A 26,153-nucleotide genomic window follows, 5' to 3' on the forward strand; every position below is an offset into this window, starting at 1 on the left:
CGATGAAGACGCTTATCAACCTCCCGTTTGCCAATCGCCGCACCTTTGAGAAGGTTGCCGTAGCGCTGGCACTCGCGTGCGCCGCGCTGACGACCGTCCCGGCGATGGCGGCGTCACCTCACCTGCGAATCGCCAGTAGCGAGATCGGGCGCACGCAACATATCGAAGTGGGGGTCAACAAGTCCGTCATCGTCGATCTGCCCGTCGAGGCGGGTGAAGTCATCGTCTCCCAGCCCGGCGTCGCCAACGCGATCATGCGGACCCGGTCCCGCGCCATCATCCAGGGCATGGCGCCCGGCGAAACCAATATCTTCTTCCTCGATCCCGCCGGCGCCGGCATCGCCGTGATCGAAATTTCCGTCGCCCAGGATTCGACCGGGCTTGCCGCGACCATCAATCGGCTCATCCCCGGCGCCCGGGTTTCGGTGGAGTCGCTGGCCGATTCGGTCGTGCTTTCGGGCAACGTCAATTCGGGTGCCGACCTTGAGAAGGCCATCGAAATTGCGTCTCAATACGTTGGCGGGGCCGGTGTCACCAGCGTTATCGAAGTCGCCGGCGGTCAGCAGATTGCCCTCAAGGTCACCGTCGCCGAAATACAGCGCGAAACCGCGCGCCAGCTGGGCATCGATCTGTCCGCGTCGGTTGCGATGAGCTCGAGCCAGATCGGCCTTGCGGGCCCGACCTCCTCGGTGGACGCCGGCGCCGGAAACTACAGTTTCGGCCTGTCGGTGCCCAATGTCGAGATCGAGGCCGCCTTGCGCGCACTCGAATCCCAGAACGCGGTCCGGCTTCTGGCCGAACCCGTCCTGACGGCGATGTCGGGCCAGGAAGCCACGTTCCATGTCGGGGGTGAGTTCCCGGTCGAGACCCGTGACGCCGACGGCAATCCCACCGTCACTTACAAGCCCTATGGCATTCAGCTGGCCTTCACGCCCACAGTGCAATCCAACGGACAGGTCGGGCTGGTGCTCGATACCGAAGTCTCCGAGCCGCAGCTGGACAACACCCTCAATATCCGCAGCGCGACGACGTCGGTCGAACTGGGGACCAATCAGACGCTGGCCATCGCCGGGCTGATCGACGAGCGCATGCGCCGCCAGCTCTCTTCGCTGCCCGGACTGGGCAACATCCCGATCCTCGGGGCGCTGTTCCGGTCCTACGAGTATGTCTCCGAGCAAACCGAACTGGTGATCCTCGTCACCCCGATGATCGCGCAGCCCACGCCGTCTTATGCCCGGGCCCCGTTGCCGACCGATACCTATCAGCCCGCCTCGGACGCCGAGTCGATGTTCCTGGGCCGCATGGAAAGCCTTTACGGCGTCACCGGCGGCGGCGGCGCCGGTGAGTTCCGCGGCTCGGTCGGCTTTGTGCTCGACTAAACGATAAGGCCCTCGAAGGGGTAAGGACACCATGAGCGATTTCGACGGCGAGACCACACCGATGACGAGCCAGACCGATGCGCCCAGCGGCGCCCGGCTTATCCCGCGCATCACCATTCAGGCGTTTTGCGAACACTCCCAGACTGCGCAGGTGATCGAGAGCGCGGCCCATGACCGGCGCATGTCCAAGGTGGCGCTCACCACGCACAATGGCGGTCTCGATGGCGCGGTGGAGACCTACAAGACCAATCCGACACCGAACCTCGTCATCGTCGAGACTTCGCTGGAGGCCGGCGCGATCCTCAATGCGCTCAGCCGTCTCGCCGAAGTGTGCGACGCCTCGACCCGCGTCATTGTCATCGGGCACGTCAACGACGTCGTGCTCTATCGCGAACTGATCCGCGCAGGCGTATCGGAATACCTGGTCATGCCGACCACCACTCCGGTGCTCATCAGCGCGATTTCCGATTTGTTTGCCGGCGACGACGCGGCCCCGATCGGTCGGACGATCGGATTTTTTTCGGCCAAGGGCGGCGCGGGCGCGTCGACGGTCGCGCACAACACCGCCTGGGCGATGGCGCGCCAGTTCCGCCAGGACGTGCTGATACTCGACCTCGACCTTGCTTTCGGCACTGCTGCGCTCGACTTCAACCAGGATCCGCCCCAGGGGATCGCCGATGCGGTCTATGCCAATGACAAGATGGATGCGGTGATGCTCGACAGGCTGATGAGCAAGGCCGCCAATCACATCAACCTGCTCGCCGCGCCTGCGGTTCTCGATCGCACCTACGACCTTTCCGAACGCAGCTTCGAGCAGATCATCGAACTGAGCCAGAAGCACGTGCCCATGGTCGTGATCGACATTCCGCACATGTGGACCGATTGGGTACGCCATACGCTCAGCGCTGTCGACGAGGTGGTGATCGTCGCCGAGCCCGACCTCGCCAATCTGCGCAATGCCAAGAACATCGTCGATACGATCAAGGCCGCCCGGCCCGCCGAGACCGATCCGGTGCTCGTGATCAACAAGGCCGGCATTGCCAAGCGGCCGGAGATCCCGGCGGCTGAATTTGCATCTTCGATCGAATGCCGGCTGGCGGGTGAAGTGGCCTTCGATCCCGGCCTGTTCGGAACCGCGGCCAACAACGGTCAGATGATCGCGGAGGTTTCGGCATCCCACAAGCTCAACGACGTGTTCAAGGCGATCAGCCAGCAGGTGACCGGGCGCAGCCAGGGTGCGCAGTCCGGCAAGCCGGGCGTTCTGCGTCTTCCTGACCTCTTCAAAAAGCTCAAGCGCGCCTCCTAGGGGAAGTCTTTCATGTTCGGCAAGCGTACCAGTTTCGGTGGCAATACCCAGGCCGCGCCCGCGCCCCGGCGCGAGGCTCCTCCGAGCCCCGAACACCAGACCGAGCCGAGGACACCGCCGGCCGCCGAAGCGCCCCCGCCCCCGCCGCGCCCCGGACGGCAGGAGGTCATCGACGTCGGCAATGCGGGCGACGCCGGCGGGCGCGATAAGAACTATTTCCAGACCAAATCCTCGATCTTCAACGCACTGATCGATTCCATCGATCTCTCGCAACTTGCGGCGATGGACCAGGACGCCGCGCGTGAGGAAATCCGCGATATCGTCGCCGAGATCATCGCGCTCAAGAATTTCGTGATGTCGATCTCCGAGCAGGAGGACCTGCTCGAGGACATCTGCAACGACGTTCTGGGTTATGGCCCGCTCGAGCCGCTTCTGGCGCGCGACGACATCGCCGACATCATGATCAACGGCTCGCAGAAGTGCTATATCGAAGTGGACGGCCGCGTGCGGCTCACCAATGTGCGCTTCCGCGACGACGCGCACCTGATGAACGTCTGCCAGCGCATCGTTTCCCAGGTCGGCCGCCGCGTCGACGAATCCTCGCCCATATGCGACGCGCGCCTCCCCGACGGTTCGCGCGTGAACGTCATTGCGCCGCCGCTCTCGATCGACGGCCCCGCGCTCACCATCCGTAAGTTCAAGAAGGACAAGCTGACGCTCAATCAGCTCGTCAAGTACGGATCGATCTCGCCGGAGGGCGCCGAAGTGCTGCGCGTGCTCGGCCGCGTACGGGCGAACGTCTTGATCTCGGGCGGTACCGGCTCGGGCAAGACGACGCTTCTGAACTGCCTTACCGGATTCATCGACCGCGACGAACGCGTGATCACCTGCGAGGACTCCGCGGAACTGCAACTCCAGCAGCCTCACGTGGTGCGGTTGGAAACACGCCCGCCCAACCTCGAGGGCGAGGGCGAGATCACCATGCGCGAGCTGGTGAGGAACTGCCTGCGTATGCGTCCCGAGCGCATCATCGTCGGTGAAGTGCGTGGCCCGGAGGCATTCGACCTCCTCCAGGCCATGAACACCGGCCACGACGGCTCGATGGGCACGCTCCACGCCAACTCGCCGCGCGAGGCGCTTTCGCGTCTGGAATCCATGATCACCATGGGCGGCTTCGCGCTGCCCTCGCGCACGATCCGCGAAATGATCGTCTCTTCGATCGATGTCATCGTCCAGGCCGCGCGCCTGCGCGACGGCTCGCGCCGGATCACGCACATTTCCGAAGTGCTCGGAATGGAAGGCGATGTGATCGTCACCCAGGACGTCTTCCTTTACGACATCCTGGGCGAGGACGCCGGCGGCAACCTTCTGGGCCGTCACCGCTCGACCGGTATCACCAAGCCTCACTTCACCGAGAAGGCGCGCTACTTCAACGAGGAAGCGGCTCTGGTCGACGCTCTCGAACGCGCCAATGTCGAACACAACGAGATGATCCGGTAAACCGATGTCGCCATTGCTCCTGGGAATTCTGGTGATCGTTTGCATTGGGGCGCTGGGCTTTGCCTTCGTGCCGGCGCTATCTGGCGGCGACCGCGCAGCCAAGCGCATGAAGGCCATGCAGCGCGACCCGCAGGTCAACCGGCAGATGGCGAGCGCGCAGCGGAGCCGCGAGACGCGCCGGCGCACGGTTCAGGACGCGCTCAAATCCCAGACGGACGCGCTCAATGCCAAGCGCAAGAAGAATACGCTCAAGAACCGGCTATTTCAGGCCGGGATCAAGACCGATACCCGCGTGTGGATACGCAACTGCATCATTTTGGGCACGGTGTTGTTCGTCGTGCTCTTCTTCTTGCAGATCCCTGTGCTCTTCGCGCTCGTATTTGCGGTCGCCGGCGCGTATGTGCTGCCCAACATGTTTCTCTCGGCCCGCCGCAAGCGCTATCAGGCGGCCTATCTCGATGAACTGCCCAACGCCGTGGAGGCCATCGTGCGCGGCGTCAAATCGGGCCTCCCCCTCAACGATTCCATCCGGCTCGTTGCCAAGGAACTCAAGGAGCCGGTCAAGTCCGAGTTCACGCGGGTGCTCGAGCAGCAATCGGTCGGCAAGTCGATGACCGAGGCGGTCGAAGTTCTTTTCGACCGCGTGCCGTTGCCCGAGGTCAACTTCTTCGTCGTCGTGATCACCGTGCAGCAGCAGGCGGGCGGCAACCTCTCCGAGGCGTTGTCCAACCTTGCCCGGGTGTTGCGCGACCGCAAGAAGATGAAGGGCAAGATCAAGGCGATGAGCTCCGAGGCCAAGTCCTCCGCCATGATTATCGGCGCGCTGCCGCTTTTTGTGATCGCGGCGATTTCCGTGGTGAGCCCGTCCTATCTGGTGCCGCTCTGGACCACGAGCGGCGGGCTCGTGGCGCTTGGCGGCGCGGTGTGCATGCTGGCGATGGGTATCTTCGTCATGTACCGCATGGTCCAGTTCGAGTACTAGGAGCGTTCGGTGTCGATCCTCGATCAAATCGCAAGCTCTGATTTTCTCATCGCTGTCTTCGCCGCGATTTCGGCGGCGGCGATTGTCTTTACCCTCGGTGCGCAGCTTTCCGAAAAGGTGGAACGCAAGGACCGGATCAAGAAGGTCGCGCTCGAACGCGAGCAGATGCGCGCGCGAGAGATGTCGCGCCTGCGCAACCAGGCCAGCGCAAAAGCCGATGGCGGTGCCGCACGGGGTATCCGGGGAGCCGAAACCAAGTCCTACATGCGCGATGTCGTCGATCGCTTTTCTCTGCAAAAGGCGTTCGTGGACGAAAATACCGTCGAAAAGCTCGCGCAGGCCGGCCAGCGCGGTCAGGCCGCGCTCACACGGCACCTGTTCATACGGTTCGTGACCCCCATCGTCCTGCTTGTCGTTGCGGTACTCTATCTCATCGTTCTGGCGCCGGGCGGGCGCCCGCTCTATCTCAACGTGACCTATGCGGTCGGCGTTGGCCTGGTCGGCGCCTACCTGCCGATCCTGCTGCTCAAGAACCAGACCCAGAAGCGTCAGCAATCGATCAAGCGTGCCTGGCCCGATGCGCTCGACCTCGTACTCTTGTGCGTGGAATCGGGCATGTCGATCGAACATGCCCTCAAGCGCGTCGCCAAGGAAATCGGACTCCAAAGCCCCGAGCTTGCAGAGGAAATGGCGTTGACGACGGCGGAACTCTCTTTCCTCGAGGACCGCACCCGGGCGTTCGAAAATCTCGGCCGCCGGACCGGGCTCGACGCTGTCCGTTCCGTCATGACGGCGCTCATCCAGGCGGATCGCTACGGCACGTCGGTGGGGCAGGCATTGCGCGTCATGGCCGAGGAAAGCCGCGAGGCGCGCATGATGGAGGCTGAAAAGAAGGCCGCAGCGCTACCGCCCAAGATGACGGTGCCGCTGATCCTGTTCTTCCTGCCGGTACTCTTCATTATCATCATGGCACCGGCCATCATTACAGCGATGACGATGTAACGGTAGGGCTCTGTCGGTCGTGTAGAGATCGATCCGGCGCGCGCCGCAGGCTCGCGCGTTCGGCCTTCAAATCATGCCACTGGCATGATTTGCCCCTTCGGGTCGGCGCCTCACCCCTGGGTATCGCCCCGGATTTCGTCCCAGCGGTTCTGTTGGGTGAGCATGGCGCGGATATAGGCCATATTGGCCTCGACTTCCTCGGCTGGAAGCTCCTGCGCGTAGATGGCACGTGCTTCGTCGAAGCGGCCCTGAAGGCCGAGCACGAGGGCAAGGTTCTGCCGCACGCGGGTCGACGCGCCGGGCAGAGAGACCGCGTAGCGCAGGTGCTGTTCGGCCTGGCGCAGATCGCCGGTCATCGAATAGGAAAGCCCCATATTGGCATGCAGCGCGGGGCGGTCCGGCGCCAGCAGCAGCGCCTGGGAATAGGCTTGCCGCGCGGCCTCGTGCTGGCCCATCTGATCGAGGATCGCGCCTTTGACCGAAAGCGCCTCCCAATCGGGCGCGACGGGGTCCATCGTGTTGCCGAGCACGGAAAGCGCCTGATCGAACCGTCCGTCGGCGGCGAGCGCTTTGGCGTAGGCAAGGCTTACGGCCGGCCCGCCGCGTGATTGGCCCACAAGATATTCCATGACCTGGACCGCCGGCGCCGTCTGTCCGGCCGCGCGCAACGCCGCGGCGTAGTGAATGCCCAGCGTCGCATCGCGCGGATCGTTGCGGTAGCGGCTCGCGAGATCGGCGACGGTGGCCTGGATCTGGGGGCCCGAAAGGTTGGAATAGTCCGCGTTGACCGCCGCCGTGCGGTTGGTCGCGCACGCCGACAACGCCACAAGCGCGACGGAGGCAAGAAGCGCCGAACGGCTCGCTGAGACAATGCGCGCAAGGCCAGTGGCCATGAAGGGAACTCCGTTGACGTCCATAGAGGCGGGTTTCCGCCCGATTATCCCTTAAGCGAACGTAAATCATTAACCCTAACGGGCGGTTAAAGCGGCCGGGCGGAGATTGCCCGGACGCAGGCGAGCGGCTACATCTGGAAGTCCCGCCCAAGCTTTTCCGGAGATTCGCGCCATGACCGATCCGATCCCCCTCGTCTGCGTCCCCAAAGGCATGCTCTGCGAGGCGCCGCTTTCCGAGGCGCACCGTGTCTGGGCCGAGGCCAACGGGTTCGATGGGCAGGAAGGGAAGCTCGTCGCACTGCCCGGCGAGGATGGCGTTTCGGGCTATGTCCTCGGCGTTGGCGCCGAAGGCGCGGGTTCGCCATTGGTCACGGGCCTCGCCGCCGCGATGCTCAAGCCCGGCTCGTACCGCCTCGAAGGCGCCTATGGCGATCCGACGCTCGGCGCCTTGGGTTTTCGCCTCGGCGCCTATCGGTTCACGCGCTACAAAAGCGCCGATGCGGCCCCCGAACTCGTGCTGCCTGACGGCGCCGATGCGGCCGAAGTCGAGCGGCTGACCCAGGCTGCATTCATTGCCCGCGATCTCGTCAACACCCCGGCCAACGACCTGGGACCGAACCGCTATGAGGCCGTCATCCGCGAATTCGCAAAGGTCCGCGGGATGGACGTCAAGGTCGTCGCCGGCGACGACCTGATTGACGCAAACTTCCCCATGATCCACGCCGTCGGGCGCGCCAGCCCCGAGGCGCCGCGTCTTCTCGACCTCACATGGGGGCGCGAGGGAGACCCGAAAGTGACGCTGGTGGGCAAGGGCGTCACCTTCGATACCGGCGGGCTCAACATCAAGCCGGGCAACTCCATGGCCCTGATGAAAAAGGATATGGGCGGCTCGGCGAACGTCCTGGGGCTCGCACACGCCATCGTCGACGCCAGGCTCAAGGTCCGGCTCCGCGTGTTGATCCCCGTCGTCGAAAACGCGATTTCAGGCGCAGCCTTCCGCCCTGGCGACATCCTGCCCTCGCGCAAGGGGATCAGCGTCGAGATCGGCAATACCGACGCCGAAGGCCGTCTGATCCTGGCCGACGCACTGGCCCTCGGGGACGAGGACAGCCCGGATCTCATGGTCGACATGGCGACGCTGACCGGCGCCGCGCGCGTCGCGCTCGGGCCGGAGCTGCCGGCGCTTTATGCGCGCGACGATGCGTTCGCCAGGGACCTCGTCGAAGCCGGGATGGCGATCGACGACCCGCTTTGGCACATGCCGCTCTGGAGCTCCTACGACAAGCTCCTCGCGTCCAAGATCGCCGACGTCAACCACATCTCCTCGGGCGGGCTGGCCGGTTCCATCACGGCCGCGCTGTTTCTCAACCGTTTCGTCACACCCCAGACCGATTGGGCCCATCTCGACATCTTCGCCTGGGCGCCCGAGGCGCGGCCGGGCCGCCCGTTCGGCGGCACGGATCAGGGCGTCCGCGCGCTTTATGCCGTCCTCAAGGAGCGTTACGGCGCGTGATTTGATTGACTCTGGTGCGTATATTGTTGACTATATCAACAATTATGCTCTCCAGGGTTTGTCATGTCTACCGTTGCAGAGGACGACATAGCCGCTTTTCGCGCCTTCAACCGCTTCTACACGAAGGTCATCGGCCTTCTCGAGGAGGGAATGCTCAAAAGCCCGTTCTCGCTTGTCGAGGCGCGGCTGATCCACGAGATCGGGCGCCGTGGCGCAACGACGGCGGCGGCGCTCGCAGAAGAGCTGGACATGGACCGGGGGCAGTTGAGCCGCCTCATCCGTCGGCTCTCCGACCAGGACCATCTTTCGATTGTCCCCGATGACGGCGACCGGCGCACCAACAGGCTCATGCTGACGACCTCGGGCGAGATCGCCTGCGCAGAACTCAACGCCCTCAGCGACGATGCCGCCGAGGCGTTGCTGGAACCGCTCGACGCCGCTCGCCGTACCAGGCTGCTCGCGAGCATGCGCGCCATTCGCGACATCCTCGCTCCTGCCGACATGAGCGGTGCCCTCGTCCTGCGCCCGCCGCGGATTGGCGACATCGGTCATCTTATCGAGCGCCAGGCCGCGCTCTACAACAGCGAGTACGGCTGGAACGCCGAGTTCGAAGCGCTCATCGCGCGGATATACGCCGAATACGCCGAGGCGCCCGCAACCCCGCCAAAATATCTATGGGTCGCCGAAATCGGAGGGCAAATCGCGGGGTCGGTTTTCGTTCTGCCGGCACACGAAACGGAGACAGCGCAGTTGCGCATGCTCTACGTGGAACCCTGCTTCCGCGGGCGCAGGCTCGGGCGGCTGCTGGTGGATGCCGCCGTGACCTTTTCACGCGACTCCGGCTATCGCCGCGTTATCCTGTGGACACAAGACTGCCTCGCTTCGGCGCGCAGGATTTATCAGGCCGCGGGCTTCGAGCTCCAGCGTGAGGAGCGCCACCACGCGTTTGGGCACGACCTCAATGGACAGTATTGGGCGCTGGATCTCTAGAGGCTGTTCCGGCGCCGCGTCCGCCCGGCATCGCCCCCCTAATACCCCCGCTCCCGATCCACCAGGTTCGTCAGCGGCGCGCCGCGCTCGTGCGCCCTAAGCATATCCGAAAAATACCGCACCCCGTTCGCTTCGTTCGAAACCGCGGCGATGTGCGGGGTGATGTAGCAGTTGTCGAGCGCCCAGAGCGGGCTCTGCTTGGGAAGCGGCTCCACCTCAAAGACGTCGACGCTCGCCGCGCCCAGGGTACCGTCCTTCAGCGCCTCGACGAGGTCCGCCTCGATCTGATGCCGGCCGCGCGCGGCGTTGACGACGACGGGGCCACCGGGCAGCTTGCCGCGGCGCAGGCCCTTGAACGTTGCCATGTTGAGGATGCCTTGCGTTTCTTCGGTCAGTGGCAGCAGATTGACGAGGATGTCCGTCGCCGCGAGGAAATCGGCAAACGCTTCCGCACCCGCAAACGTCTCGACGCCGTCGATCGATTTCCGGCTGCGGCTCCAGCCGTTGACTGTAAAGCCGAGCATGCCGAGCTTGCGCGCGGCGTCTTCTCCCAGAACGCCCAGCCCCATGACGCCGACCGCTATGGCGGTCGCAGGCGGCGGGTAGAGTTGCGTCCAGACCTTGGCCCTCTGATGTGCCTGGTAGCGCGAGATGAGCCGGTGATGCATGGTCACTTGCGCAATGACATAGTCGCTCATGGACTGCGTCATATCCGCATCGACAAACCGCACGATGGGCACGTCGGGCAGGTTGGGGTGCGTTAGAAGCGCGTCGACGCCCGCGCCGAGCGAAAAGATCGCCCTGAGACTGTCGAGCCCCTCGAAGGCGTCGGGCGCGGGCTTCCAGGCGAAGACGTAACGGATCTCCGAACGCGGAACGGCGTCGCCCTCCGCGTAGACCGGATACCCATCAAGCGCGCGCCGGAATCGTTCCACCCAGGGAGATTGATCGAGGCCGGGGAGATGGACGAGAAGCGCCATGGGATAATCCTGTGAACCAAAAAAAATAGGCCGCGCCGGAGACCGGCACGGCCATGATAGGGAATTTTCCAGGCGCTGTCAGTGCGCGGCGGGGGCTACTGTCCCGCGGCTTCGCCGTCTTCCTGGGCTTCAACGGTATCTTCGACAGGAACCGGCTCTAGCGTAGCGTCCCCGTCTTCGACGGGCGCCGTTTCTTCGGCGCCGGTCTCAGGAGCTGCCTCGCTCTCGCCTGCCTCGGCCGGCGCAGCTTCACCTTCGCCCTCGACCGGGACCTCGACGGTTTCGGCGGGGCTGGCGCCCTCATCGGCCAGTTCGGCCTCGTCCTGTGCTTCGCTCGGAGCCTCGGCCGCAGGGGCCTCGGGCAGCGGCGCCGGCGTATCGGCCTGCTCGCGCAGGAAGGCGATGAGGTTGGCACGGTCTTCGGGGTTGGAAAGACCCGCGAAGGTCATCTTCGTGCCCGGCGCGAAATTGCGCGGGGATTCGATGAACGCGTCGAGGTTTTCGTACGACCAGACTTCCCCGGCAGCACCCAGAGAGGCAAGCGCGTCCGAATAGGCAAAGCCATCATGGGCCGCGATGGGGCGCTCTACGATACCCCAGAGACCCGGACCGGTGCGGTCTTCGTTGGACGCGGAAAAATCGTGGCACGACTGGCAGCGGTTGATGAGGTTCGCCCCGGCCTCGGCGCTTGCGGTCTGCATGCGCTCGGCAATCGAGGCGACTTCCGGTGCGGCTTCGGCAGCCTCTTCGCCGGTCCCCTCGGGCATCGGCAGCTCATAGGTGGCGCCGCGGCCCTCGATCGGATGATAGATGGCCTCGGCAAGAAAGCCGACGCCCATGACAAAGACGAGCGTGCCAAGAATGGCGCCGAAGATCTTGTTGAGTTCGAATGAATCCATAGTCTCGGTCTCTCCGTACCGTTTCCCTCGCCGGCGCCGGCCGTGCAAAAATCTCGTAAGGCATAAGCGGACGCTGGGCCACCCGGTCCATGACCCGCAAAAGAAGGGTCGCGCCAAAGTCCCGGATTCGCCCACCAAGCCCGCGCGCGGACCTTATAATAGAAGTTTTGGCGCGCGCAACCGGCATCGGTAAAGGTGCGACAATTGCCGCAAATCCCGCCAAGATTGACTCCGCCGCGGGCGGGGGCCATTAGAGGCGCGCACCGATCATAATTCGATATGGATACCGGACAATGGGTCACAAGATAGCGTTTCAGGGCGAGATGGGAGCCTTCAGTCATGCGGCGGCGCACGGCTTTTTTCCCGACGACGAACCGATGCCCTGCGTGACCTTCGAGGAGACCATCGGCGCGGTGCAGAAGGGCGAGGCGGACTATGCCGTCGTCCCGGTGGAAAATTCGCTCTATGGCCGGATCACCGACATCCACCACATCCTGCCCGAAAGCGGGCTGCACATTATCGGGGAATACTACCTGCCCGTGCGCATGAACCTGCTCGCGGTCCCCGGCGCGACGCTCGCGGATATCAAGTCTGTTCAGAGCCTTTCGGTGGCGCTCGGACAGTGCCGCAAGTTCATTGCCGAGCACAAGCTGCGCACGGTCAATGCCGTCGACACCGCGGGTTCGGCGCGCGAGGTCGCGCAAAAGGGCGACAAGTCGCTCGCCGCCATCGCCTCGCGCTTTGCTGCCGAAATCTACGGGCTCGACGTTCTCGCCGAAAATATCGAGGACGCGTCTCACAACACCACGCGCTTTCTGATCATGGCGCGCGACCCCAAATACGCAACGCCGAACGGCACGAGGGTCAAGACGACCTTCGTCTTTCGCGTGCGCAACGTGCCCGCCGCGCTTTACAAGGCCATGGGCGGGTTCGCGACCAACGGGGTCAACATGACCAAACTCGAAAGCTACATGGTCGACGGCTCGTTCACCGCAACGCAGTTTTACGCCGATATCGAAGGGCACCCCGAAGACCGGAACGTCACGTTCGCGCTCGAGGAGCTCGGGTTTTTCTCCGATCACTTCAAGATACTGGGTGTCTATCCTGTTGCGGAGAACGCGCCGGATTCCGAGTAGGGCCCTTGCATTCGGCGCGCCGATGTAACACATAGGGCGTTGGGAGGTTGGTGACGGACGAACCGCTCGCCAACCGGGTCAGGTCCGGAAGGAAGCAGCCCTAACGAGTACGGCACGGGTCGTCGTCAGCCTCCTGCTACTTGGCGCCAAGCTCAGGCCATTCATCAAGCCCGACAGTCACAGCCGGCGCCCCGTCCGCATTTGGCGATGGGCACGCGACAGGAAGATATGGCGACCTCCGACCCGCAAAAGACCCCCTATCAGGTTCTGGCTCGCAAGTACCGGCCAGGCAGTTTTGAAAGCCTGATCGGGCAGGATGCAATGGTGAGGACGCTTTCGAACGCGTTCAAGTCCGGCCGAATCCACCACGCTTTCATCCTGACCGGCGTCCGCGGCGTGGGCAAGACGACGACGGCGCGGATTCTGGCGCGCGCCTTCAACTACGCGGATGAAACCGGGGCGCACCCGACGCTGGACCTTCAGAAGGAAGGCCTGCACTGCGCCGAGATCATCGCAGGCACCCATGTCGATGTGATGGAGATGGACGCCGCTTCCAATACCGGCATCGATTCCATCCGCGAAATCAACGCGATGACCCGCACGCCGCCGATGAGCGCACCCTATAAGGTGTTCATCATCGACGAAGTGCACATGCTCTCGACCTCGGCCTTTAACGGGCTATTGAAGACCCTCGAAGAGCCGCCCCCTTATGTGAAGTTCATCTTCGCGACCACCGAAATCCGCAAGGTTCCCGTCACCATCCTTTCGCGCTGTCAGCGGTTCGACCTGCGGCGGATCACGCCCGAGGTGATGACTCAATATCTCACGGGGCTGCTCGAAAAGGAGGGCGTCCCGTTCGAGCCCGAAGCGCTGGCGATGATCGTGCGTGCGGGCGAGGGGTCGGCGCGCGACTGCCTTTCTTTGACCGACCAGGCGATTGCCCATGGCGACGGGCGGATCACCGCCGAGGCGGTGCGCATGATGCTCGGGCTCGCCGACCGCGCGCAGGTGATCGACCTTTTCGAGAACGTCATGCACGGGAACGTCGCCGCCGCGCTCGACGGGCTGCGTAATCTTTACGATTCGGGCGCCGATCCTTCGACGATCATCGCCGATCTCGCGGAATTCACCCATCTGGTGACCCGCATCAAGATCGTGCCCTCCGCCGCCGAGGACCCGGTGCTGACCCCGGACGAAAAGACCCGTGGCGCCGACCTGGCCAACCGGCTGGGCCTGCGCATTCTCACCCGCACCTGGCAGATCCTGTCCAACGGGCTCACAGAAATCGCCCAGTCGGGGAACGGATTGCAGGCGGCCGAAATGGTGTTGATCCGGCTCGCTTACGCCGCCGATCTTCCCAGCCCCGACGAACTGATCGAAAAGCTGACCGGCCAGCCCCCCGAAACGACAACGGCCCCCTCGGCGCCGGCCCCGGGCGGCGGCGGTGCCAACGCGCGCGCAGCCGCGCCGATGGCCCGGCCTCAGGCCCATGCCGCACCCGCAGCGGAAACGACGCTGCCCGCACCGGGCAGCTATGCCGAACTCGTGGCGCTTGCCGGGGAAAAACGCGATATACTGCTCAAGCACGCGCTCGAATCCGACATGAAGCCTGTGAGCTTCGAAACCGGACGGATCGAGGTGGCGCTGACGCCGACGGCGAACCCGTCGATTGTCTCGGTACTGTCGGCCCGGCTCAAGGACTGGACCGGACGACCCTGGCTCGTGACGGTGTCGACCAAGGAAATCGATGCTCCGACCTTGCGCGAGGCACGCGAAGCGGACCGGCGCAACGCCCGCGACGCGGCGCTAGAAGATCCGATGGTGAAGGCGGTGATGGAAACCTTCCCCGGCGCCCGGCTCGTCGACATCAAGACGCGTGAAACGGCGCCCGAAAACGAGGCGCTCGAAGACCCCGAGGCGATTGAAGGCCTCGAGACGGAGGACGACGAATGAAAGACATTATGGGCATGATGAAGAAGGCCCAGGAATTCCAGCAGCGCGCCCAGGAAATGCAGCAAGAGGCCGCTTCGACGATCGTCGAAGGCACATCCGGCGGTGGCCTGGTGACGGTCTCGATGACCGCCAAGGGCGATCTTCGCGGCATGAAGATCGATCCGTCGCTTCTCAAACCCGAAGAGGCGGAAATTCTCGAGGACCTGATCGTCGCCGCGCATGCGGACGCGCGCCGCAAGGGCGACGACTTCATGCAGTCGAAAATGAGCGAAATGACCGCCGGCCTGCCCATCCCGCCGGGCATGAAGTTCCCGTTCTAGAGCAACGCCGATGGCAAACCCGTCCGGCGGACCGGAGATCGAACAGCTCATCCAACTGCTTTCGCGGCTGCCCGGGCTCGGGCCGCGCTCGGGACGGCGCGCCGTGCTGCACCTCATCAAGAAAAAAGAGCAGCTGATGATCCCGCTGGCCGCCGCGCTCGACCGCGCGGTCGAGGCGGTCAAGGTCTGCGGGACCTGCGGCAATGTCGATACGGTCTCGCCGTGCACGATCTGCGCGGACCCCCGCCGGGCAGAGAGTGGGCTTCTGATCGTCGTCGAGGACGTCGCCGACCTCTGGGCCCTCGAACGCGCCGGCATCGGTCCGGTGCGCTACCATGTGCTCGGCGGCGTGCTCTCGCCGCTCGACGGTGTGGGGCCGGATGACATTTCCATCGACGCCCTGATCGCCCGGGCCCCTGAATACAGGGAAATCGTCATCGGCGTGAACGCCACGGTCGAGGGGCAGACCACTGCTCACTACATTACCGACCGCCTTGCCGGGTCGGGCGTCAAGATCACGCGCCTGGCGCATGGCGTGCCGGTGGGCGGCGAGCTCGACTATCTCGACGAAGGCACGCTGAGCCAGGCACTCAAGGCCAGGACCAGCTTCTAGCGGTTCTGGTGACCATTGGTTAAGCATGGGGGACGCGAACGGCGCGCGTCTCCAGTCCCGTCCGAGTTTGTTTACGTATTTGCCCCAAAACACGTCACGTGTGGGACGAATTACGCGTGACTCATGATTGATGTACTCAATACGCTGCTTTTCGAACACGAATTGCGGCTCGTGGCCCTGGCCGTCATTGTTTGCATATTGGCCTCGTTTTCCTGCGTGTCTGTGCTCGTGCACGCGCGGCGCACCGAAGGCGTCTGGCGCTATGTCTGGCTGGGCGTTGCCGCTGCATCCGTGGGCTTCGGTATCTGGACGACGCACTTCATCGCCATGGTTGCGTTCGACGCGGGCTTTCCCGCCGGTTACGACATCGGGCTGAGCGTTCTCTCCCTTCTGGTTGCCGTCGCGATCAGCGGGCTCGGACTGTGGTTCGCCGCGACGGGGAACAAGCGCTCCGATCTGATCTTGGGCGGCGCTGTCGTGGGGATTGGTATCACCACCATGCACTATACCGGCATGGCCGCCATGCTGGTCGGCGGCCAGATCGGCTGGGACTGGGGTCTCGTTGCCGCCTCGATCCTCTTTGGCATCGTTTTCGGCGGCCTCGCGCTCTGGTTTGGAGCGGATTCCGTTTCGCGGCGCTCGCGCTGGATCGGGACCGGTTTTCTGACGCTCGCCGTGGCGTCCATGCACTTTACCGCGATGGGTGCGGCAGGGTTCGAGAACTGCTTTGCCATCGTGACGCCCAATCAGGTCACCACAAACGTGATAGCGGTCGTGGCGGGCGGCCTTTCCATTCTCATCTTGCTCCTGGTTCTCGGCGCGATCTACGTCGATCTGCGCGACCGCATGCACGCAGCACGCGAAGCCTCGCGCATGCGCGGTCTGGCCGATGCGGCGGTTGAGGGTCTGATCGTGTGCGACGGGCTCGACGTCGTAACGGTCAATGCCAGCTTTCAGCGTTTGATCGGAGATCGGGCGGTCGATCTTGTCGGGCACAAGGTGACCGATTTTCTGCCGGCATCCGCCGTCCAGTCCGTGGGTGGCCGGGCCGACGGACTCGTCGAAACCGAGCTGCGCACGCTCGAGGGAAAGATCATCCCGGTGGAAATCGTGTTGCGCGAAGTGGACTTCGGCGGGAAAGCCCACAAGGCAATCGCGGTACGCGACCTGCGGGCGCGCAAGGATGCCGAACGTCACATACGCTTTCTCGCTCACCACGACGCGATGACCGGACTTGCCAACAGGGCAAGCTTCAATACCCGTCTCGATGAGGAAATCGCGACTGCCGGTCGTCTTCAGCAGCGCTTTGCCATTCTCTATCTCGACCTTGATCGCTTCAAAGAGGTCAACGATCTGTTCGGTCACGCCGCGGGCGACGCCATGCTGCAAAAAGTTGCCGGCGCGCTTGAAGAAACGCTCGGCGGCCAGAACCTCGCGGCGCGCCTTGGCGGGGACGAATTCGCCGTGATCCTGTCCAACCTGTCTTCGCCCGCCCAGGCCGGGAACGTCGCCCAAACCATTCTCGATGCATTTGCGCACGAAAATGCGTCTGCGGACAACGGCATTGTTATCTCGGCTTCGATCGGCATTACGGTTTTTCCGGACGATGCGCAGGACGCCGAAAGCCTGATGACTTACGCCGATACCGCGCTTTATTGCGCCAAGGAAGAAGGGCGCGGGGTCTACCGGTTCTTCGAAAGCGAAATGGGCACCCAGGTCCGCGACCGGCGGCAACTCGAATACGAGCTGCGCCAGGCCGTAGCCAACGAGGAACTCACGCTCGTCTACCAACCGCAAGTCGACCTTGCTACGGGCGATACCACGGGATTTGAGGCGTTGGTGCGATGGGACCATCCGGAGCGCGGCGCGGTGCCTCCAGGCGATTTCATTCCGATCGCCGAAGAAAGCGCGCTGATCCTCTCCATCGGCGAATGGGTGCTGCGCGAGGCCTGTATGGAGGCTGCGCGGTGGAGGGCGCCGCTGACGATTGCGGTCAACGTTTCGCCCTTGCAACTCCATGCGCCGCATTTCGCGCGTTTCGTTGAAGAGACGCTGATCCAGTCGGGACTGGCGCCGTACCGGCTCGAGATCGAAATCACGGAAACCGCGCTCATTCGCAACATGAACCGCGCGCTCACCAGCCTGCGCAAGATCAAGGCCATGGGGGTAAAAATCGCCATGGACGACTTCGGCACAGGCTATTCGTCGCTTTCCAATCTGCGGGCGTTCCCCTTCGACAAGATAAAGGTGGATCAGCAGTTTATCCGCGCCGTTCACGACAACGACCAGTCCGCCACAATCGTTCGGGCGGTGTTGGGGCTGGGCAAGGGCCTGAACCTGCCGGTCCTCGCCGAAGGCGTCGAACGGGCCGAGGAGGTCGAGTTCCTCAAGGGCGAGGTTTGCGACAGCGCGCAGGGTTACTGGCTGGGCCGTCCGCAGACCATCGACAATTATGCGGCCATCGTGTCTGGCCGTGCCACCAAAATCTCCCCCGCTCCGACCCCCACGCGGGCCATCGCCTAATCGGACAGCCGGGGCCGCTCTTCGAAATCGAGCGCCTCGATCCGCTCGCCGCGCTTGGAGATCTTGCCGCTCGATGTGAGGATCTGGTCGATATCGGTATTTGCCTGGGTGAAATGGGACTGGAGCTTCTGCACCCGGTCGGTGAGCCGGCCCACATCGGCAAGAAGCATCGAGACTTCCTTCTGGATGACGTGCGCCTGCTCGCGCATGCGCACGTCGCGCAACAGCGCCTGCACCACCTGGATCGACAGCATCAGAAGCGACGGTGAAACGATGACGACTCGAGCCCGTGCGGCGCGCTGGACGACGTCTTCGAAACGCTCGTGGAGATCCGCGAAGATCGATTCCGAGGGCACGAACATGAAGGCGGTGTCCTGGGTTTCCCCGGCAATCAGGTATTTTTCCGAGATCGCCTTGATGTGGACGCCAAGATCGTTGCGGAACGCGGTCATCGCCTGGCGCGCGGCATCGGGGTTTTCCGCTTCGTTGATCCGCTGCCATCCCTCAAGCGGGAACTTGGCGTCGATCGCAAGCGACGGCGCGTCGTTGGGCATGTGAACGAGCGCGTCGGGCCGCGACCCGTTCGAAAGCGTCGCCTGGAACGAATAGGCGTTCGACGCCAGCCCGTCCGAGATGATTGCCTCCATCCGGCCCTGGCCGAATGCGCCACGCTGCTGCTTGTTGGCAAGGATCGACTGGAGCGAAACGATCTCGCCCGACAGCTGGGTGATGTTGGTCTGCGCCCGGTCGATCACGGCCAGCCGCTCGTTGAGCTTGGTGAGCGTTTCCTCGGTTTTGGTGCGCGTCTCGGTCATCGACTGATTGACGCGGTGGCTCGAGGCGTCGATGCGCTCGGTGAGCGCGCGCGCGAGATCGGAGGTGCGGGTGCCGAAGATTTCGCTCATCGTCTGCATGCGCCCGGTCATTTCCGACTGCACACGCATAAGGTCCGCGAGGTGGCGTTCCATCTCGCTCGTGCGCTTGGCGTCTTCGAGCGCCGCGTCCTCGCGCGCCCGCGCGCCGCGCATCTGCACGGCGATCGAGACGATGAGCAACACAACCGTGAGCGCCAGCCCCACAGCGAGCGCCAGGGTCAATGTGATGGGCGTTCCGCCCAGTTCGAACAGAACCGTTTCCATAATGTTCTTGTTATCTGATTCGCGCGCGACCATATGGGGTTTGCTTGACCGCAAAGGCCCAACTGCTCTATCGAAAGCGCCAACAGCCGATAAACAGAGACGTTCATGACCATTCGCCCGATCCTCATCCTGCCCGATCCCCTGCTGCGCAAAGTGGCCGAGCCCGTCGAGAGCTTCGACGACGAGCTCAAGAACACGGTCGAGGATATGTTCGAGACCATGTACGACGCACCCGGCATTGGCCTTGCGGGACCACAGATCGGATATATGAGGCGCGTCGTCGTGATCGATCTGGCGGATGAGGAGAACCCGGATTCGGGCAAGATCGCCATGATCAACCCCGAGATCGTCGCCATGAGCGACGAGACCGTGGTGAGCGAAGAGGGCTGCCTGTCGATCCCGGACCTGGTCTACGACGTCGAGCGGCCCTCTGAGGTGACGGTCAAATACTTCACGCCCGAGGGCGAAGAGGTGACCCGGGAAGCCAAGGGGCGACTTGCCGTATGCATGCAGCACGAGATCGATCACCTCGACGGCGTGCTCTATATCGACTACCTCTCGCGGCTCAAGCGCGACCGGGTCATCAAGAAATTCCAGAAAGCCGCCAAGCGCGCGAGCTGACCGGCGGACGCTCCGCCTGAAAAGGAGTACGCCTTGCGAGTCGTCTTTATGGGGACGCCGGACTTCGCCGTCCCGACGCTGACCGAAATCGTCATGCGCGGGCACGAGGTGCTGGCGGTCTATACCCGCGCGCCGCGCCCGGCGGGACGCGGGCAGGACGTGCGCAAGTCGCCCGTGCATGCCGCGGCGGAGGAATTCGGCATTCCCGTCTTCACGCCGAAGAATTTCAAGGACCAGGCAGATCGCGATACCTTCGCCGCGCTGGGCGCCGAGGTCGCCGTGGTGGTGGCCTATGGATTGCTGCTGCCACCCGAGGTGCTTGGGGCTCCCGAAAAAGGTTGCCTCAACCTCCACGGTTCGCTTCTCCCCCGCTGGCGGGGTGCCGCGCCCATTCAGCGTGCCGTGATGGCGGGCGATGCCCGGACGGCGGCGAGCATCATGCGAATGGAAGAGGGGCTCGATACCGGGCCGGTGGGGCTGGTCGAGGAAATCCCTATCGGACCGGATACGACCGCGGGCGAATTGCACGACGAGATGATGCGGCGCGGGGCCGATCTGATGGGCCGCGCGCTGGCGGCGCTCGACCGCGATGCGCTCGAATTCACCCCGCAGCCCGAAGACGGCGTCACTTACGCGAAAAAGATCGAGAAGGCGGAAACGCGGATCGACTTTTCGCTGCCGGCGCAAGAGGTGCACAATCACATTCGCGGTCTTTCGCCGTTCCCGGGCGCCTGGTTCGAATTCGAACGCGGCGGCAAGACGGTGCGGGTGAAGGCACTGCGCTCGACGCTCGCGGAGGGCGCGGGCGCGCCGGGCACGGTGCTCGGAGGGCTGACGATCGCATGCGGCGAGGGCGCCGTGCGGCTGATGCAGGTCCAGCGCGAAGGCAAGGGGGCCATGGACGCGGAAGCCTTTCTGCGCGGCGCGGGCGACCTTGCGGGCCAAGCCGTCGGCTAGCGATGCCACGCTACAAGCTCACTATCGAATATGACGGCACCCCCTTCGTGGGGTGGCAGCGGCAGGCGGATGCCTTGTCCGTGCAGGAGGCACTGGAGACGGCGATCCTCGCGTTTTCCGGCGAGGACGTAAGGACGCAGACGGCGGGGCGCACGGATGCTGGCGTGCACGCGCTGGGGCAGGTGGCCCATTTCGATCTTGAACGGGAATGGGATCCGTTCCGCATATCCGAAGCCCTCAACTTCCACCTCAAGCCGCATCCGGTGGCCATTCTCGCATGCGAGGCGGTGGGGGGAGATTTCGAGGCCCGGTTCTCGGCAACCGCGCGGCATTACGAATACCGCATCCTCAATCGGAGGGCGCGCCCTGCGCTCGAGGCGAGCCGGGTATGGCACGTTTCCGTGCCGCTCGATGCCGAAGCGATGCACAAGGCCGCCAAACCGCTTCTGGGCAAGCACGATTTTACAACGTTTCGATCGGCGCAATGCCAGGCCAACTCGCCCATCCGCACGCTCGACCGGCTCGACGTTTCCCGCGAAGGCGAGATGGTCGTGATCCGCGCCTCGGCGCGGTCGTTTCTGCACCACCAGGTCCGCTCGCTTGTGGGGTCACTCAAACTCGTGGGCGAGGGCAAGTGGGCGGTGGCGGACGTGCGCGCTGCGCTCGAGACACGGGACCGGACCCGCTGCGGGGCGATGGCGCCTTCGGCGGGGCTCTATCTCGTCGCCGTGGACTACTGAGCCGTCACGATTGCAGCGCCGGGCCGAGAATGGCACCGGCGACCAGAAGCCCGATCATTACGCCCACGACCTGGCCGACCATCAACATCGCGATGCCGGCGGCGCGCAGCCCGACGACCAGCCGGGCGTTGTTGATGTAAGTGGCAAGGCCCGCTACCAGCGCGATCAACAGGATCGCCTCGCCCGGCAATCCCACGAGCGCGAGAATCTGGAACGCGATGCCGAAGAATGTGCTGAGCCAGTTGCTGACGGTGAGATAGGCGACGAACCTGTCGGCCTTGTCGAGAAATCTCAGAACCACCCACGACGCGCCCGTCAGGATGCCGTAGAGCAGGACGTCGGAAAAAAAGAAGCTGAAGCTGGTGACGCCGGATGCCGACGGCACGGTGATCGCGGTTACGATCAGCGCGATCGCGACAGAGACGATCAGCCCGATGAAGCTCGAGACCAGCCCGCTCAAATCGTCGGAAAAATAGCTCGGCGCTTCACGCCGCCCGATCGCAAGCCGCCAACAGCCGTCTGCGGCAGAGAAGGCTTCCTGGACCAGGCTTGAAGTCTTTGCACTCACCGTGGACGCTCCGATGCTCTTGTGGGCTAAGCGAAAACGGCGAAGCCGCCGCCCATCATGTAGAGCGCCAGCGGCAGGCCCGCAAGGAAGTTGATGAGCGCAAATCCGAGCGCCGGTGCGAAATCGGCTCCGGCGGCTACCCGGGCAAGCCGAAAAAGAAAAAACGCCGTCAGCGTAACGATCACGCCCCAGAGCTGAACGCCGACGAGCAGCGTGAGCCCGCCGATAAAGGCCATCAGCGCGAGCATATAAAGACCCGGAACGTAGATCGTGACGATCGGCGCCTCGAATTTCAGGACCCGCTTGCCGAGGCTGGTCGCGAAAATAAAGGCGAGGACCGGGAGGATATAGCCCGCCATGACAATCAGCATCACGACCGGCACCGGCATGCCATAGCGCACGGCGAGCGCGACGATGGAAAACAGCACGCCGGCGAAATAAAGGACGAACCCGCGATTGAGCGCCGGGGCATCGAAAGCGAAGTGCTCGTTCCAGTCCGGCTTGCCGGCGAGGATTTTCGACCAGCCCGACCCGGCATTGGTAATCGCTTCGACAAATGTCATTCTTGGTCCCCCGACAAAAACCGCGCGATGAACCGCCCATAGAGCGCCGAGAGACGCTCGACATCTCCAAGCGGTACGCGTTCATCGATCTGGTGCATGGTGGCCCCCACAAGCCCGCATTCAACCACGGGACAATAATCGGAAATGAACCGCGCGTCCGACGTGCCGCCGCCGGTCGAAAGCGCCGGTTCAGTCCCCAATTCGTCCTTCATGATAGCGCACAGCAACGCCACATGGCCAACCGGGGCGGAGAGGAAGCATTTCGAAACGCGGCCCCTGGGGGTGAAGGAGAGGGCGCAGCCTTTCGCATCGACGCTTTCGAGCCGGCGCGCGATCTCGGCTTCGATCGTTTCGGCGGACCATGTGTCGTTGAACCGGATGTTGAACCGAAGCGTCGAGCGCGCCGGGATGACGTTCGAGGTCGGATTGCCGGTATCGATCGAGGTGATTTCGAGATTGCTGGGCTGGAAATGATCCGTGCCTTCGTCCCATTTCGCATCGAGCGCCAGCGCCGCGCCGCAAAGAACCGGCAGGGGGTTGGCAGCCTTTTCGGGATAGGCGACATGCCCCTGTGTCCCGGTGACGACGATCTCGCCCGAAAGCGAACCGCGCCGGCCGATCTTGATCGAATCCCCCAGCGTTTCGGCCGAGGACGGTTCCCCGACGATGGCGAAATCGAACTTGTGTCCCTGCGCCTTCGCCCACGCCATGAGCTTGTCGGTGCCGTTGACGGCATCGGCCTCCTCGTCATTGGTGATGGCGAGCGAGATCTGGCCCATTTCGAGCGCATTGGTGTTTGCGAGGCTGGCCAGCGCGGCGCAGAAGGCCGCGACGCCGCTCTTCATGTCCGTCGCGCCCCGGCCCCAGAGCACGCCGTCAGCGACATCCGCAGCGAAGGGATCGTGCGACCATGCTGCGGCGTCGCCCGGCGGGACGACGTCCGTATGCCCGGCAAAAAGCAGATGCGGGCCGGGCGCGGCGCCCTTGCGGGTGGCGAAGAGGTTTTCGACCGGATACGACCCGTCGCCCTCGAATGTGAGACGCGTCACCGTGAACCCGAGCGGGACGAGGAAGGCTTCGAGCACATCGAATGCGCCCGCCGTCTCGGGGGTGACCGAGGGGCAGCGGATCAGGTCGGCGAGAAGCGTTTCGGCGGTCGATGCCATCTAGTCCCGCAGCAGCTCGTTGATCGAGGTCTTCGAGCGGGTCTGGGCGTCGACGCGTTTGACGATGACCGCGCAGTAGAGGTTCGGTCCCGGCGTGCCGTCGGGGAAGGGTTTCCCCGGCAGGCTGCCCGAGACGACGACCGAATAGGGGGGCACTTCGCCGATGAAGACTTCGCCGGTGTTGCGGTCGACGATCTTGGTCGACTTGCCGATGAAAACGCCCATCGAAATGACCGAGCCCTCGCGCACGATCACGCCCTCGACGACTTCGGACCGGGCGCCGATGAAGCAGTTGTCCTCGATGATGACGGGCCCCGCCTGCAGCGGTTCGAGCACCCCGCCAATGCCGACGCCGCCCGAAAGGTGCACGTTCTTGCCGATCTGCGCGCACGAGCCGACGGTGGCCCAGGTATCGACCATTGCGCCGTCGTCGACATAGGCGCCGAGATTGACGAAGGACGGCATGAGGACGACATTTTTCCCGATATGGGCCGAATGGCGCACGAAGGTGCCGGGCACGGCGCGGAAGCCCGCCTCGCGGAAACGGTTTTCGCTCCAGCCGGCGAACTTCGAGGGCACCTTGTCCCACCAGTTCGCTCCGCCCGGACCGCCGGGAATAGGGGCCATGTCATTAAGGCGGAAGGAGAGGAGGACCGCCTTCTTGAGCCACTCATTGACCTGCCAGTCGCCGTCCGCGCCCTTTTCAGCCACCCGCGCCTTGCCGGAATCGAGGAGCGCCAGCGCTTCGTTGACCGCGTCGCGGACCTCGCCCTTGGTGTCGTGGTTGACGGCGTCGCGATTGTCGAAAGCGGAATCGATGGTCTGGGCGAGCTGGGCGTGGGACATTGGCAAAGCCTCTTGTTGGTCTCGATTTGCGGCGGACCATAGCCCAAGGGGGTGGCGCACGGAACCCCGGATGTTGGGGATGAAGACGCGCCAAAGTGTCCGATGGCGCGTGCACCTCGGGTGTCATTGAACGTGGACGGTATGCGGCGAGACGCGCCTCATACTGAAATATAAAATAGCGAGACGAGCCTCGCCGCATACGCCCGGGATTTTCGGCTTATGGCGGCGTCCCGGGCTGGGGTTTGTTGGTCTTTAGTGGGTCGGTTGGTCGAACCGAAATAGTGGAAGCCACTTTTTCTGCCAACCTCCCAAGCCCCCAATTGACCGGTGCCCCTCTCCCTTTCGGGAGTACGACGGGGATATCAGTCCCCGTCCGGCCTCTGTCCGCTTTGGGCCTTCCCCGCAGCGACCCGCGAGGAACCCGGACCGGACCCGCCCAAACGTTCGTTGCGCTCGCGCCCATCAGAAGCGGGTCCGTAACGAGCATCATATTTGACATTCTGGGGGCGGGGATAAGTTTGATCCTGGAAGGCTTCGGCACAGCCTCCGGATCGGCAGCGCTTGTGACGACGGGTGCGGAGCCGCCGCGCATCATTTCCGCAGTCGGTCGGAATTCCCCTTGCCCCCATCGTTAGCCGGTCATACACACCGCTTATGCCAGAATGACCGCGCAGACGGGAACCAAGGAGCCGCTATGGGTCGCAAACGCCACTCCTCGCTGAGGTCCTCCAAGGATGACATCGAGGTTGTCCGCCATTCACCACAAACACCGCAGACCCAATCCTCCGCCTACCGGCTCGCCTTTGCCGATGACGAGTTCCTGACCTCCGAGGACCTGCGCGGCATCCGGTTCCAGCTCGAATATACGAAAATCGAAACCCGCCTGCGTGACGCCGGTGTCAATTCGACGGTCGTGCTGTTCGGCGGCGCGCGCATTCCCGAGCCGGGCAAGCCCGCCTGGGCCGCCAAGACCGAGACGGCAAAAAAGAACCTCGAGGAAAATTCTGTCTATTATACCGAAGCCCGGCGTTTCGCGCAGCTCGCTTCGACCACCGCCAAGGCGACGGGCTATTCGGAATACGTGGTGGTGACCGGCGGCGGGCCGGGGGTGATGGAGGCGGGCAATCGCGGGGCGACGGACGTGGGGGCGCCGTCGATCGGGCTCAACATCGTTCTGCCGCACGAACAGGCGCCCAACGTCTACGTGACGCCGCAGTTCTCGTTCAACTTCCATTATTTCGCGACGCGGAAAATCCATTTCCTCGTCCGCGCCAAGGTCGTCGCGATCTTCCCCGGCGGGTTCGGGACGCTCGACGAGTTCTTCGAAACGCTGACGCTCATCCAGACCGGGCGCATGGAGCGTATCCCGCTCCTGCTCTTCGGCAAGGCGTTCTGGAGCCGTGTGATCAACCTCGACGCGCTTGTCGAGGAAGGCACCGTATCGCCCGACGACGTCAAGCTCTTCACGGTCGTCGATACGGCCGAAGAGGCGTGGGAGATCGTGCGCAAGACGTATAATCTGCCGGAGATTGAGGTGGAGGCTTAGGGCGCCTGGTGTCGCAGG

At 63.9% G+C, this 26,153-nt stretch carries 24 protein-coding genes and 1 other RNA gene; 17 read left to right on the forward strand and 8 right to left on the reverse strand.

All coding sequences use genetic code 11. The features are described 5' to 3' along the window. Nucleotides 1–2 precede the first annotated feature (2 nt). From LSG43_RS03085 to LSG43_RS03105, 5 genes are read left to right on the forward strand one after another with little or no spacing between them, the layout of a single operon-like run. Nucleotides 3–1,379: a type II and III secretion system protein family protein gene (locus tag LSG43_RS03085; RefSeq protein ID WP_231801183.1), complete on the forward strand. Its 1,377-nt coding sequence runs from the start codon at nucleotides 3–5 to the stop codon at nucleotides 1,377–1,379. A 31-nt stretch (nucleotides 1,380–1,410) separates the two neighbouring features. Then, nucleotides 1,411–2,685 carry a CpaE/TadZ family protein gene (locus tag LSG43_RS03090; protein WP_231801184.1) on the forward strand — a complete coding sequence of 425 codons (1,275 nt, stop codon included), beginning with the start codon at nucleotides 1,411–1,413 and terminating at the stop codon, nucleotides 2,683–2,685. A 12-nt stretch (nucleotides 2,686–2,697) separates the two neighbouring features. Continuing rightward, nucleotides 2,698–4,185 carry a TadA family conjugal transfer-associated ATPase gene (locus tag LSG43_RS03095; protein ID WP_231801185.1) on the forward strand — a complete coding sequence of 496 codons (1,488 nt, stop codon included), beginning with the start codon at nucleotides 2,698–2,700 and terminating at the stop codon, nucleotides 4,183–4,185. Nucleotides 4,186–4,189: 4 nt separating this feature from the next. Then, entirely contained in the window at nucleotides 4,190–5,167 is a 978-nt protein-coding gene (locus LSG43_RS03100) for a type II secretion system F family protein (protein WP_231801186.1), read from the forward strand. A gap of 9 nt (nucleotides 5,168–5,176) precedes the next feature. Next, a complete protein-coding gene (locus LSG43_RS03105) occupies nucleotides 5,177–6,169 on the forward strand; it encodes a type II secretion system F family protein (RefSeq protein WP_231801187.1) in 993 nt (330 codons plus the stop codon). Between the two features lie 110 nt (nucleotides 6,170–6,279). Here the strand turns inward: LSG43_RS03105 and LSG43_RS03110 are convergent, their stop codons facing one another. Further along, nucleotides 6,280–7,062, reverse strand: a complete 783-nt coding sequence (locus tag LSG43_RS03110; RefSeq protein ID WP_231801188.1) for a tetratricopeptide repeat protein — start codon at nucleotides 7,060–7,062, stop codon at nucleotides 6,280–6,282. A gap of 172 nt (nucleotides 7,063–7,234) precedes the next feature. On the opposite strand from LSG43_RS03110, the gene LSG43_RS03115 reads away from it, so the two are divergent. Together LSG43_RS03115 and LSG43_RS03120 are read left to right on the forward strand one after the other, a co-directional pair. Then, nucleotides 7,235–8,575 (forward strand): leucyl aminopeptidase family protein, encoded by a 1,341-nt coding sequence (locus tag LSG43_RS03115; RefSeq protein WP_231801189.1) that lies wholly within the window; start codon nucleotides 7,235–7,237, stop codon nucleotides 8,573–8,575. A gap of 63 nt (nucleotides 8,576–8,638) precedes the next feature. Beyond that, complete coding sequence (locus LSG43_RS03120) at nucleotides 8,639–9,565, forward strand: bifunctional helix-turn-helix transcriptional regulator/GNAT family N-acetyltransferase (protein WP_231801190.1); 927 nt, start codon at nucleotides 8,639–8,641, stop codon at nucleotides 9,563–9,565. A gap of 38 nt (nucleotides 9,566–9,603) precedes the next feature. Here LSG43_RS03120 and LSG43_RS03125 read toward each other — a convergent pair whose 3' ends face one another. Then, the gene (locus tag LSG43_RS03125; RefSeq protein ID WP_231801191.1) at nucleotides 9,604–10,545 is read right to left on the reverse strand and encodes a 2-hydroxyacid dehydrogenase; all 942 of its coding nucleotides are present in this window, start codon (nucleotides 10,543–10,545) and stop codon (nucleotides 9,604–9,606) included. A 95-nt stretch (nucleotides 10,546–10,640) separates the two neighbouring features. Next, the gene (locus LSG43_RS03130; RefSeq protein ID WP_231801192.1) at nucleotides 10,641–11,444 is read right to left on the reverse strand and encodes a c-type cytochrome; all 804 of its coding nucleotides are present in this window, start codon (nucleotides 11,442–11,444) and stop codon (nucleotides 10,641–10,643) included. Between the two features lie 293 nt (nucleotides 11,445–11,737). Here LSG43_RS03130 and LSG43_RS03135 point away from each other — a divergent pair, with 293 nt between their 5' ends. From LSG43_RS03135 to LSG43_RS03160, 6 genes are all read left to right on the forward strand, one after another. Beyond that, nucleotides 11,738–12,580, forward strand: a complete 843-nt coding sequence (locus tag LSG43_RS03135) for a prephenate dehydratase (RefSeq protein WP_231801193.1) — start codon at nucleotides 11,738–11,740, stop codon at nucleotides 12,578–12,580. A gap of 42 nt (nucleotides 12,581–12,622) precedes the next feature. Continuing rightward, nucleotides 12,623–12,717: signal recognition particle sRNA small type (gene ffs / locus LSG43_RS03140), an RNA gene on the forward strand. Nucleotides 12,718–12,787: 70 nt separating this feature from the next. Further along, nucleotides 12,788–14,533 carry a DNA polymerase III subunit gamma/tau gene (locus LSG43_RS03145; RefSeq protein ID WP_439651994.1) on the forward strand — a complete coding sequence of 582 codons (1,746 nt, stop codon included), beginning with the start codon at nucleotides 12,788–12,790 and terminating at the stop codon, nucleotides 14,531–14,533. Next, nucleotides 14,530–14,853, forward strand: a complete 324-nt coding sequence (locus LSG43_RS03150; RefSeq protein ID WP_231801195.1) for a YbaB/EbfC family nucleoid-associated protein — start codon at nucleotides 14,530–14,532, stop codon at nucleotides 14,851–14,853. Before LSG43_RS03145 ends, LSG43_RS03150 begins: the two co-directional genes overlap by 4 nt. 10 nt (nucleotides 14,854–14,863) lie before the next feature. Then, nucleotides 14,864–15,466, forward strand: coding sequence for a recombination mediator RecR (recR, locus tag LSG43_RS03155; RefSeq protein ID WP_231801196.1), 603 nt, complete (start codon nucleotides 14,864–14,866; stop codon nucleotides 15,464–15,466). 123 nt (nucleotides 15,467–15,589) lie between these two features. Continuing rightward, entirely contained in the window at nucleotides 15,590–17,989 is a 2,400-nt protein-coding gene (locus LSG43_RS03160) for a bifunctional diguanylate cyclase/phosphodiesterase (RefSeq protein WP_231801198.1), read from the forward strand. Here the strand turns inward: LSG43_RS03160 and LSG43_RS03165 are convergent. Next, nucleotides 17,986–19,128 carry a DNA recombination protein RmuC gene (locus LSG43_RS03165; RefSeq protein WP_231801200.1) on the reverse strand — a complete coding sequence of 381 codons (1,143 nt, stop codon included), beginning with the start codon at nucleotides 19,126–19,128 and terminating at the stop codon, nucleotides 17,986–17,988. The two genes, LSG43_RS03160 and LSG43_RS03165, sit on opposite strands and share 4 nt — an antisense overlap. A 105-nt stretch (nucleotides 19,129–19,233) precedes the next feature. Here LSG43_RS03165 and def point away from each other — a divergent pair, with 105 nt between their 5' ends. The 3 genes from def to truA are packed head-to-tail and all read left to right on the forward strand — an operon-like array spanning nucleotide 19,234 to nucleotide 21,446. After that, complete coding sequence (gene def / locus LSG43_RS03170; RefSeq protein ID WP_231801202.1) at nucleotides 19,234–19,749, forward strand: peptide deformylase; 516 nt, start codon at nucleotides 19,234–19,236, stop codon at nucleotides 19,747–19,749. Between the two features lie 33 nt (nucleotides 19,750–19,782). Next, complete coding sequence (fmt, locus tag LSG43_RS03175; protein ID WP_231801205.1) at nucleotides 19,783–20,706, forward strand: methionyl-tRNA formyltransferase; 924 nt, start codon at nucleotides 19,783–19,785, stop codon at nucleotides 20,704–20,706. Nucleotides 20,707–20,708: 2 nt separating this feature from the next. Further along, nucleotides 20,709–21,446 carry a tRNA pseudouridine(38-40) synthase TruA gene (truA, locus tag LSG43_RS03180; protein WP_231801207.1) on the forward strand — a complete coding sequence of 246 codons (738 nt, stop codon included), beginning with the start codon at nucleotides 20,709–20,711 and terminating at the stop codon, nucleotides 21,444–21,446. Nucleotides 21,447–21,450: 4 nt separating this feature from the next. Here the strand turns inward: truA and LSG43_RS03185 are convergent, their stop codons facing one another. Genes LSG43_RS03185 through dapD form a run of 4 tightly spaced genes read right to left on the reverse strand, consistent with a single transcriptional unit; the run spans nucleotide 21,451 to nucleotide 24,589 of the window. Beyond that, a complete protein-coding gene (locus LSG43_RS03185) occupies nucleotides 21,451–22,014 on the reverse strand; it encodes a hypothetical protein (protein ID WP_231801209.1) in 564 nt (187 codons plus the stop codon). Between the two features lie 26 nt (nucleotides 22,015–22,040). Continuing rightward, nucleotides 22,041–22,577 (reverse strand): hypothetical protein, encoded by a 537-nt coding sequence (locus LSG43_RS03190; protein WP_231801211.1) that lies wholly within the window; start codon nucleotides 22,575–22,577, stop codon nucleotides 22,041–22,043. Beyond that, nucleotides 22,574–23,743 (reverse strand): succinyl-diaminopimelate desuccinylase, encoded by a 1,170-nt coding sequence (dapE, locus tag LSG43_RS03195; protein WP_231801213.1) that lies wholly within the window; start codon nucleotides 23,741–23,743, stop codon nucleotides 22,574–22,576. Before dapE ends, LSG43_RS03190 begins: the two co-directional genes overlap by 4 nt. Then, nucleotides 23,744–24,589, reverse strand: a complete 846-nt coding sequence (gene dapD, locus LSG43_RS03200; protein ID WP_231801215.1) for a 2,3,4,5-tetrahydropyridine-2,6-dicarboxylate N-succinyltransferase — start codon at nucleotides 24,587–24,589, stop codon at nucleotides 23,744–23,746. A gap of 694 nt (nucleotides 24,590–25,283) precedes the next feature. On the opposite strand from dapD, the gene LSG43_RS03205 reads away from it, so the two are divergent. Further along, nucleotides 25,284–26,135, forward strand: a complete 852-nt coding sequence (locus tag LSG43_RS03205; protein WP_231801219.1) for an LOG family protein — start codon at nucleotides 25,284–25,286, stop codon at nucleotides 26,133–26,135. The last annotated feature ends 18 nt before the right edge of the window (nucleotides 26,136–26,153 follow it).

Source organism: Pelagibacterium xiamenense, from assembly GCF_021166475.1.
Taxonomy (GTDB): Bacteria; Pseudomonadota; Alphaproteobacteria; order Rhizobiales; family Devosiaceae; genus Pelagibacterium; species Pelagibacterium xiamenense.

Coding starts and splice junctions, on each gene's coding strand:
- LSG43_RS03085 (WP_231801183.1), top strand. CDS start 3: ATGAAGACGCTTATCAACCTCCCGTTTGCCAATCGCCGCACCTTTGAG.
- LSG43_RS03090 (WP_231801184.1), top strand. CDS start 1,411: ATGAGCGATTTCGACGGCGAGACCACACCGATGACGAGCCAGACCGAT.
- LSG43_RS03095 (WP_231801185.1), top strand. CDS start 2,698: ATGTTCGGCAAGCGTACCAGTTTCGGTGGCAATACCCAGGCCGCGCCC.
- LSG43_RS03100 (WP_231801186.1), top strand. CDS start 4,190: ATGTCGCCATTGCTCCTGGGAATTCTGGTGATCGTTTGCATTGGGGCG.
- LSG43_RS03110 (WP_231801188.1), bottom strand. CDS start 7,062: ATGGCCACTGGCCTTGCGCGCATTGTCTCAGCGAGCCGTTCGGCGCTT.
- LSG43_RS03115 (WP_231801189.1), top strand. CDS start 7,235: ATGACCGATCCGATCCCCCTCGTCTGCGTCCCCAAAGGCATGCTCTGC.
- LSG43_RS03120 (WP_231801190.1), top strand. CDS start 8,639: ATGTCTACCGTTGCAGAGGACGACATAGCCGCTTTTCGCGCCTTCAAC.
- LSG43_RS03125 (WP_231801191.1), bottom strand. CDS start 10,545: ATGGCGCTTCTCGTCCATCTCCCCGGCCTCGATCAATCTCCCTGGGTG.
- LSG43_RS03130 (WP_231801192.1), bottom strand. CDS start 11,444: ATGGATTCATTCGAACTCAACAAGATCTTCGGCGCCATTCTTGGCACG.
- LSG43_RS03135 (WP_231801193.1), top strand. CDS start 11,738: ATGGGTCACAAGATAGCGTTTCAGGGCGAGATGGGAGCCTTCAGTCAT.
- LSG43_RS03145 (WP_439651994.1), top strand. CDS start 12,788: ATGGGCACGCGACAGGAAGATATGGCGACCTCCGACCCGCAAAAGACC.
- LSG43_RS03150 (WP_231801195.1), top strand. CDS start 14,530: ATGAAAGACATTATGGGCATGATGAAGAAGGCCCAGGAATTCCAGCAG.
- recR (WP_231801196.1), top strand. CDS start 14,864: ATGGCAAACCCGTCCGGCGGACCGGAGATCGAACAGCTCATCCAACTG.
- LSG43_RS03160 (WP_231801198.1), top strand. CDS start 15,590: ATGATTGATGTACTCAATACGCTGCTTTTCGAACACGAATTGCGGCTC.
- LSG43_RS03165 (WP_231801200.1), bottom strand. CDS start 19,128: ATGGAAACGGTTCTGTTCGAACTGGGCGGAACGCCCATCACATTGACC.
- def (WP_231801202.1), top strand. CDS start 19,234: ATGACCATTCGCCCGATCCTCATCCTGCCCGATCCCCTGCTGCGCAAA.
- truA (WP_231801207.1), top strand. CDS start 20,709: ATGCCACGCTACAAGCTCACTATCGAATATGACGGCACCCCCTTCGTG.
- LSG43_RS03190 (WP_231801211.1), bottom strand. CDS start 22,577: ATGACATTTGTCGAAGCGATTACCAATGCCGGGTCGGGCTGGTCGAAA.
- dapE (WP_231801213.1), bottom strand. CDS start 23,743: ATGGCATCGACCGCCGAAACGCTTCTCGCCGACCTGATCCGCTGCCCC.
- dapD (WP_231801215.1), bottom strand. CDS start 24,589: ATGTCCCACGCCCAGCTCGCCCAGACCATCGATTCCGCTTTCGACAAT.
- LSG43_RS03205 (WP_231801219.1), top strand. CDS start 25,284: ATGGGTCGCAAACGCCACTCCTCGCTGAGGTCCTCCAAGGATGACATC.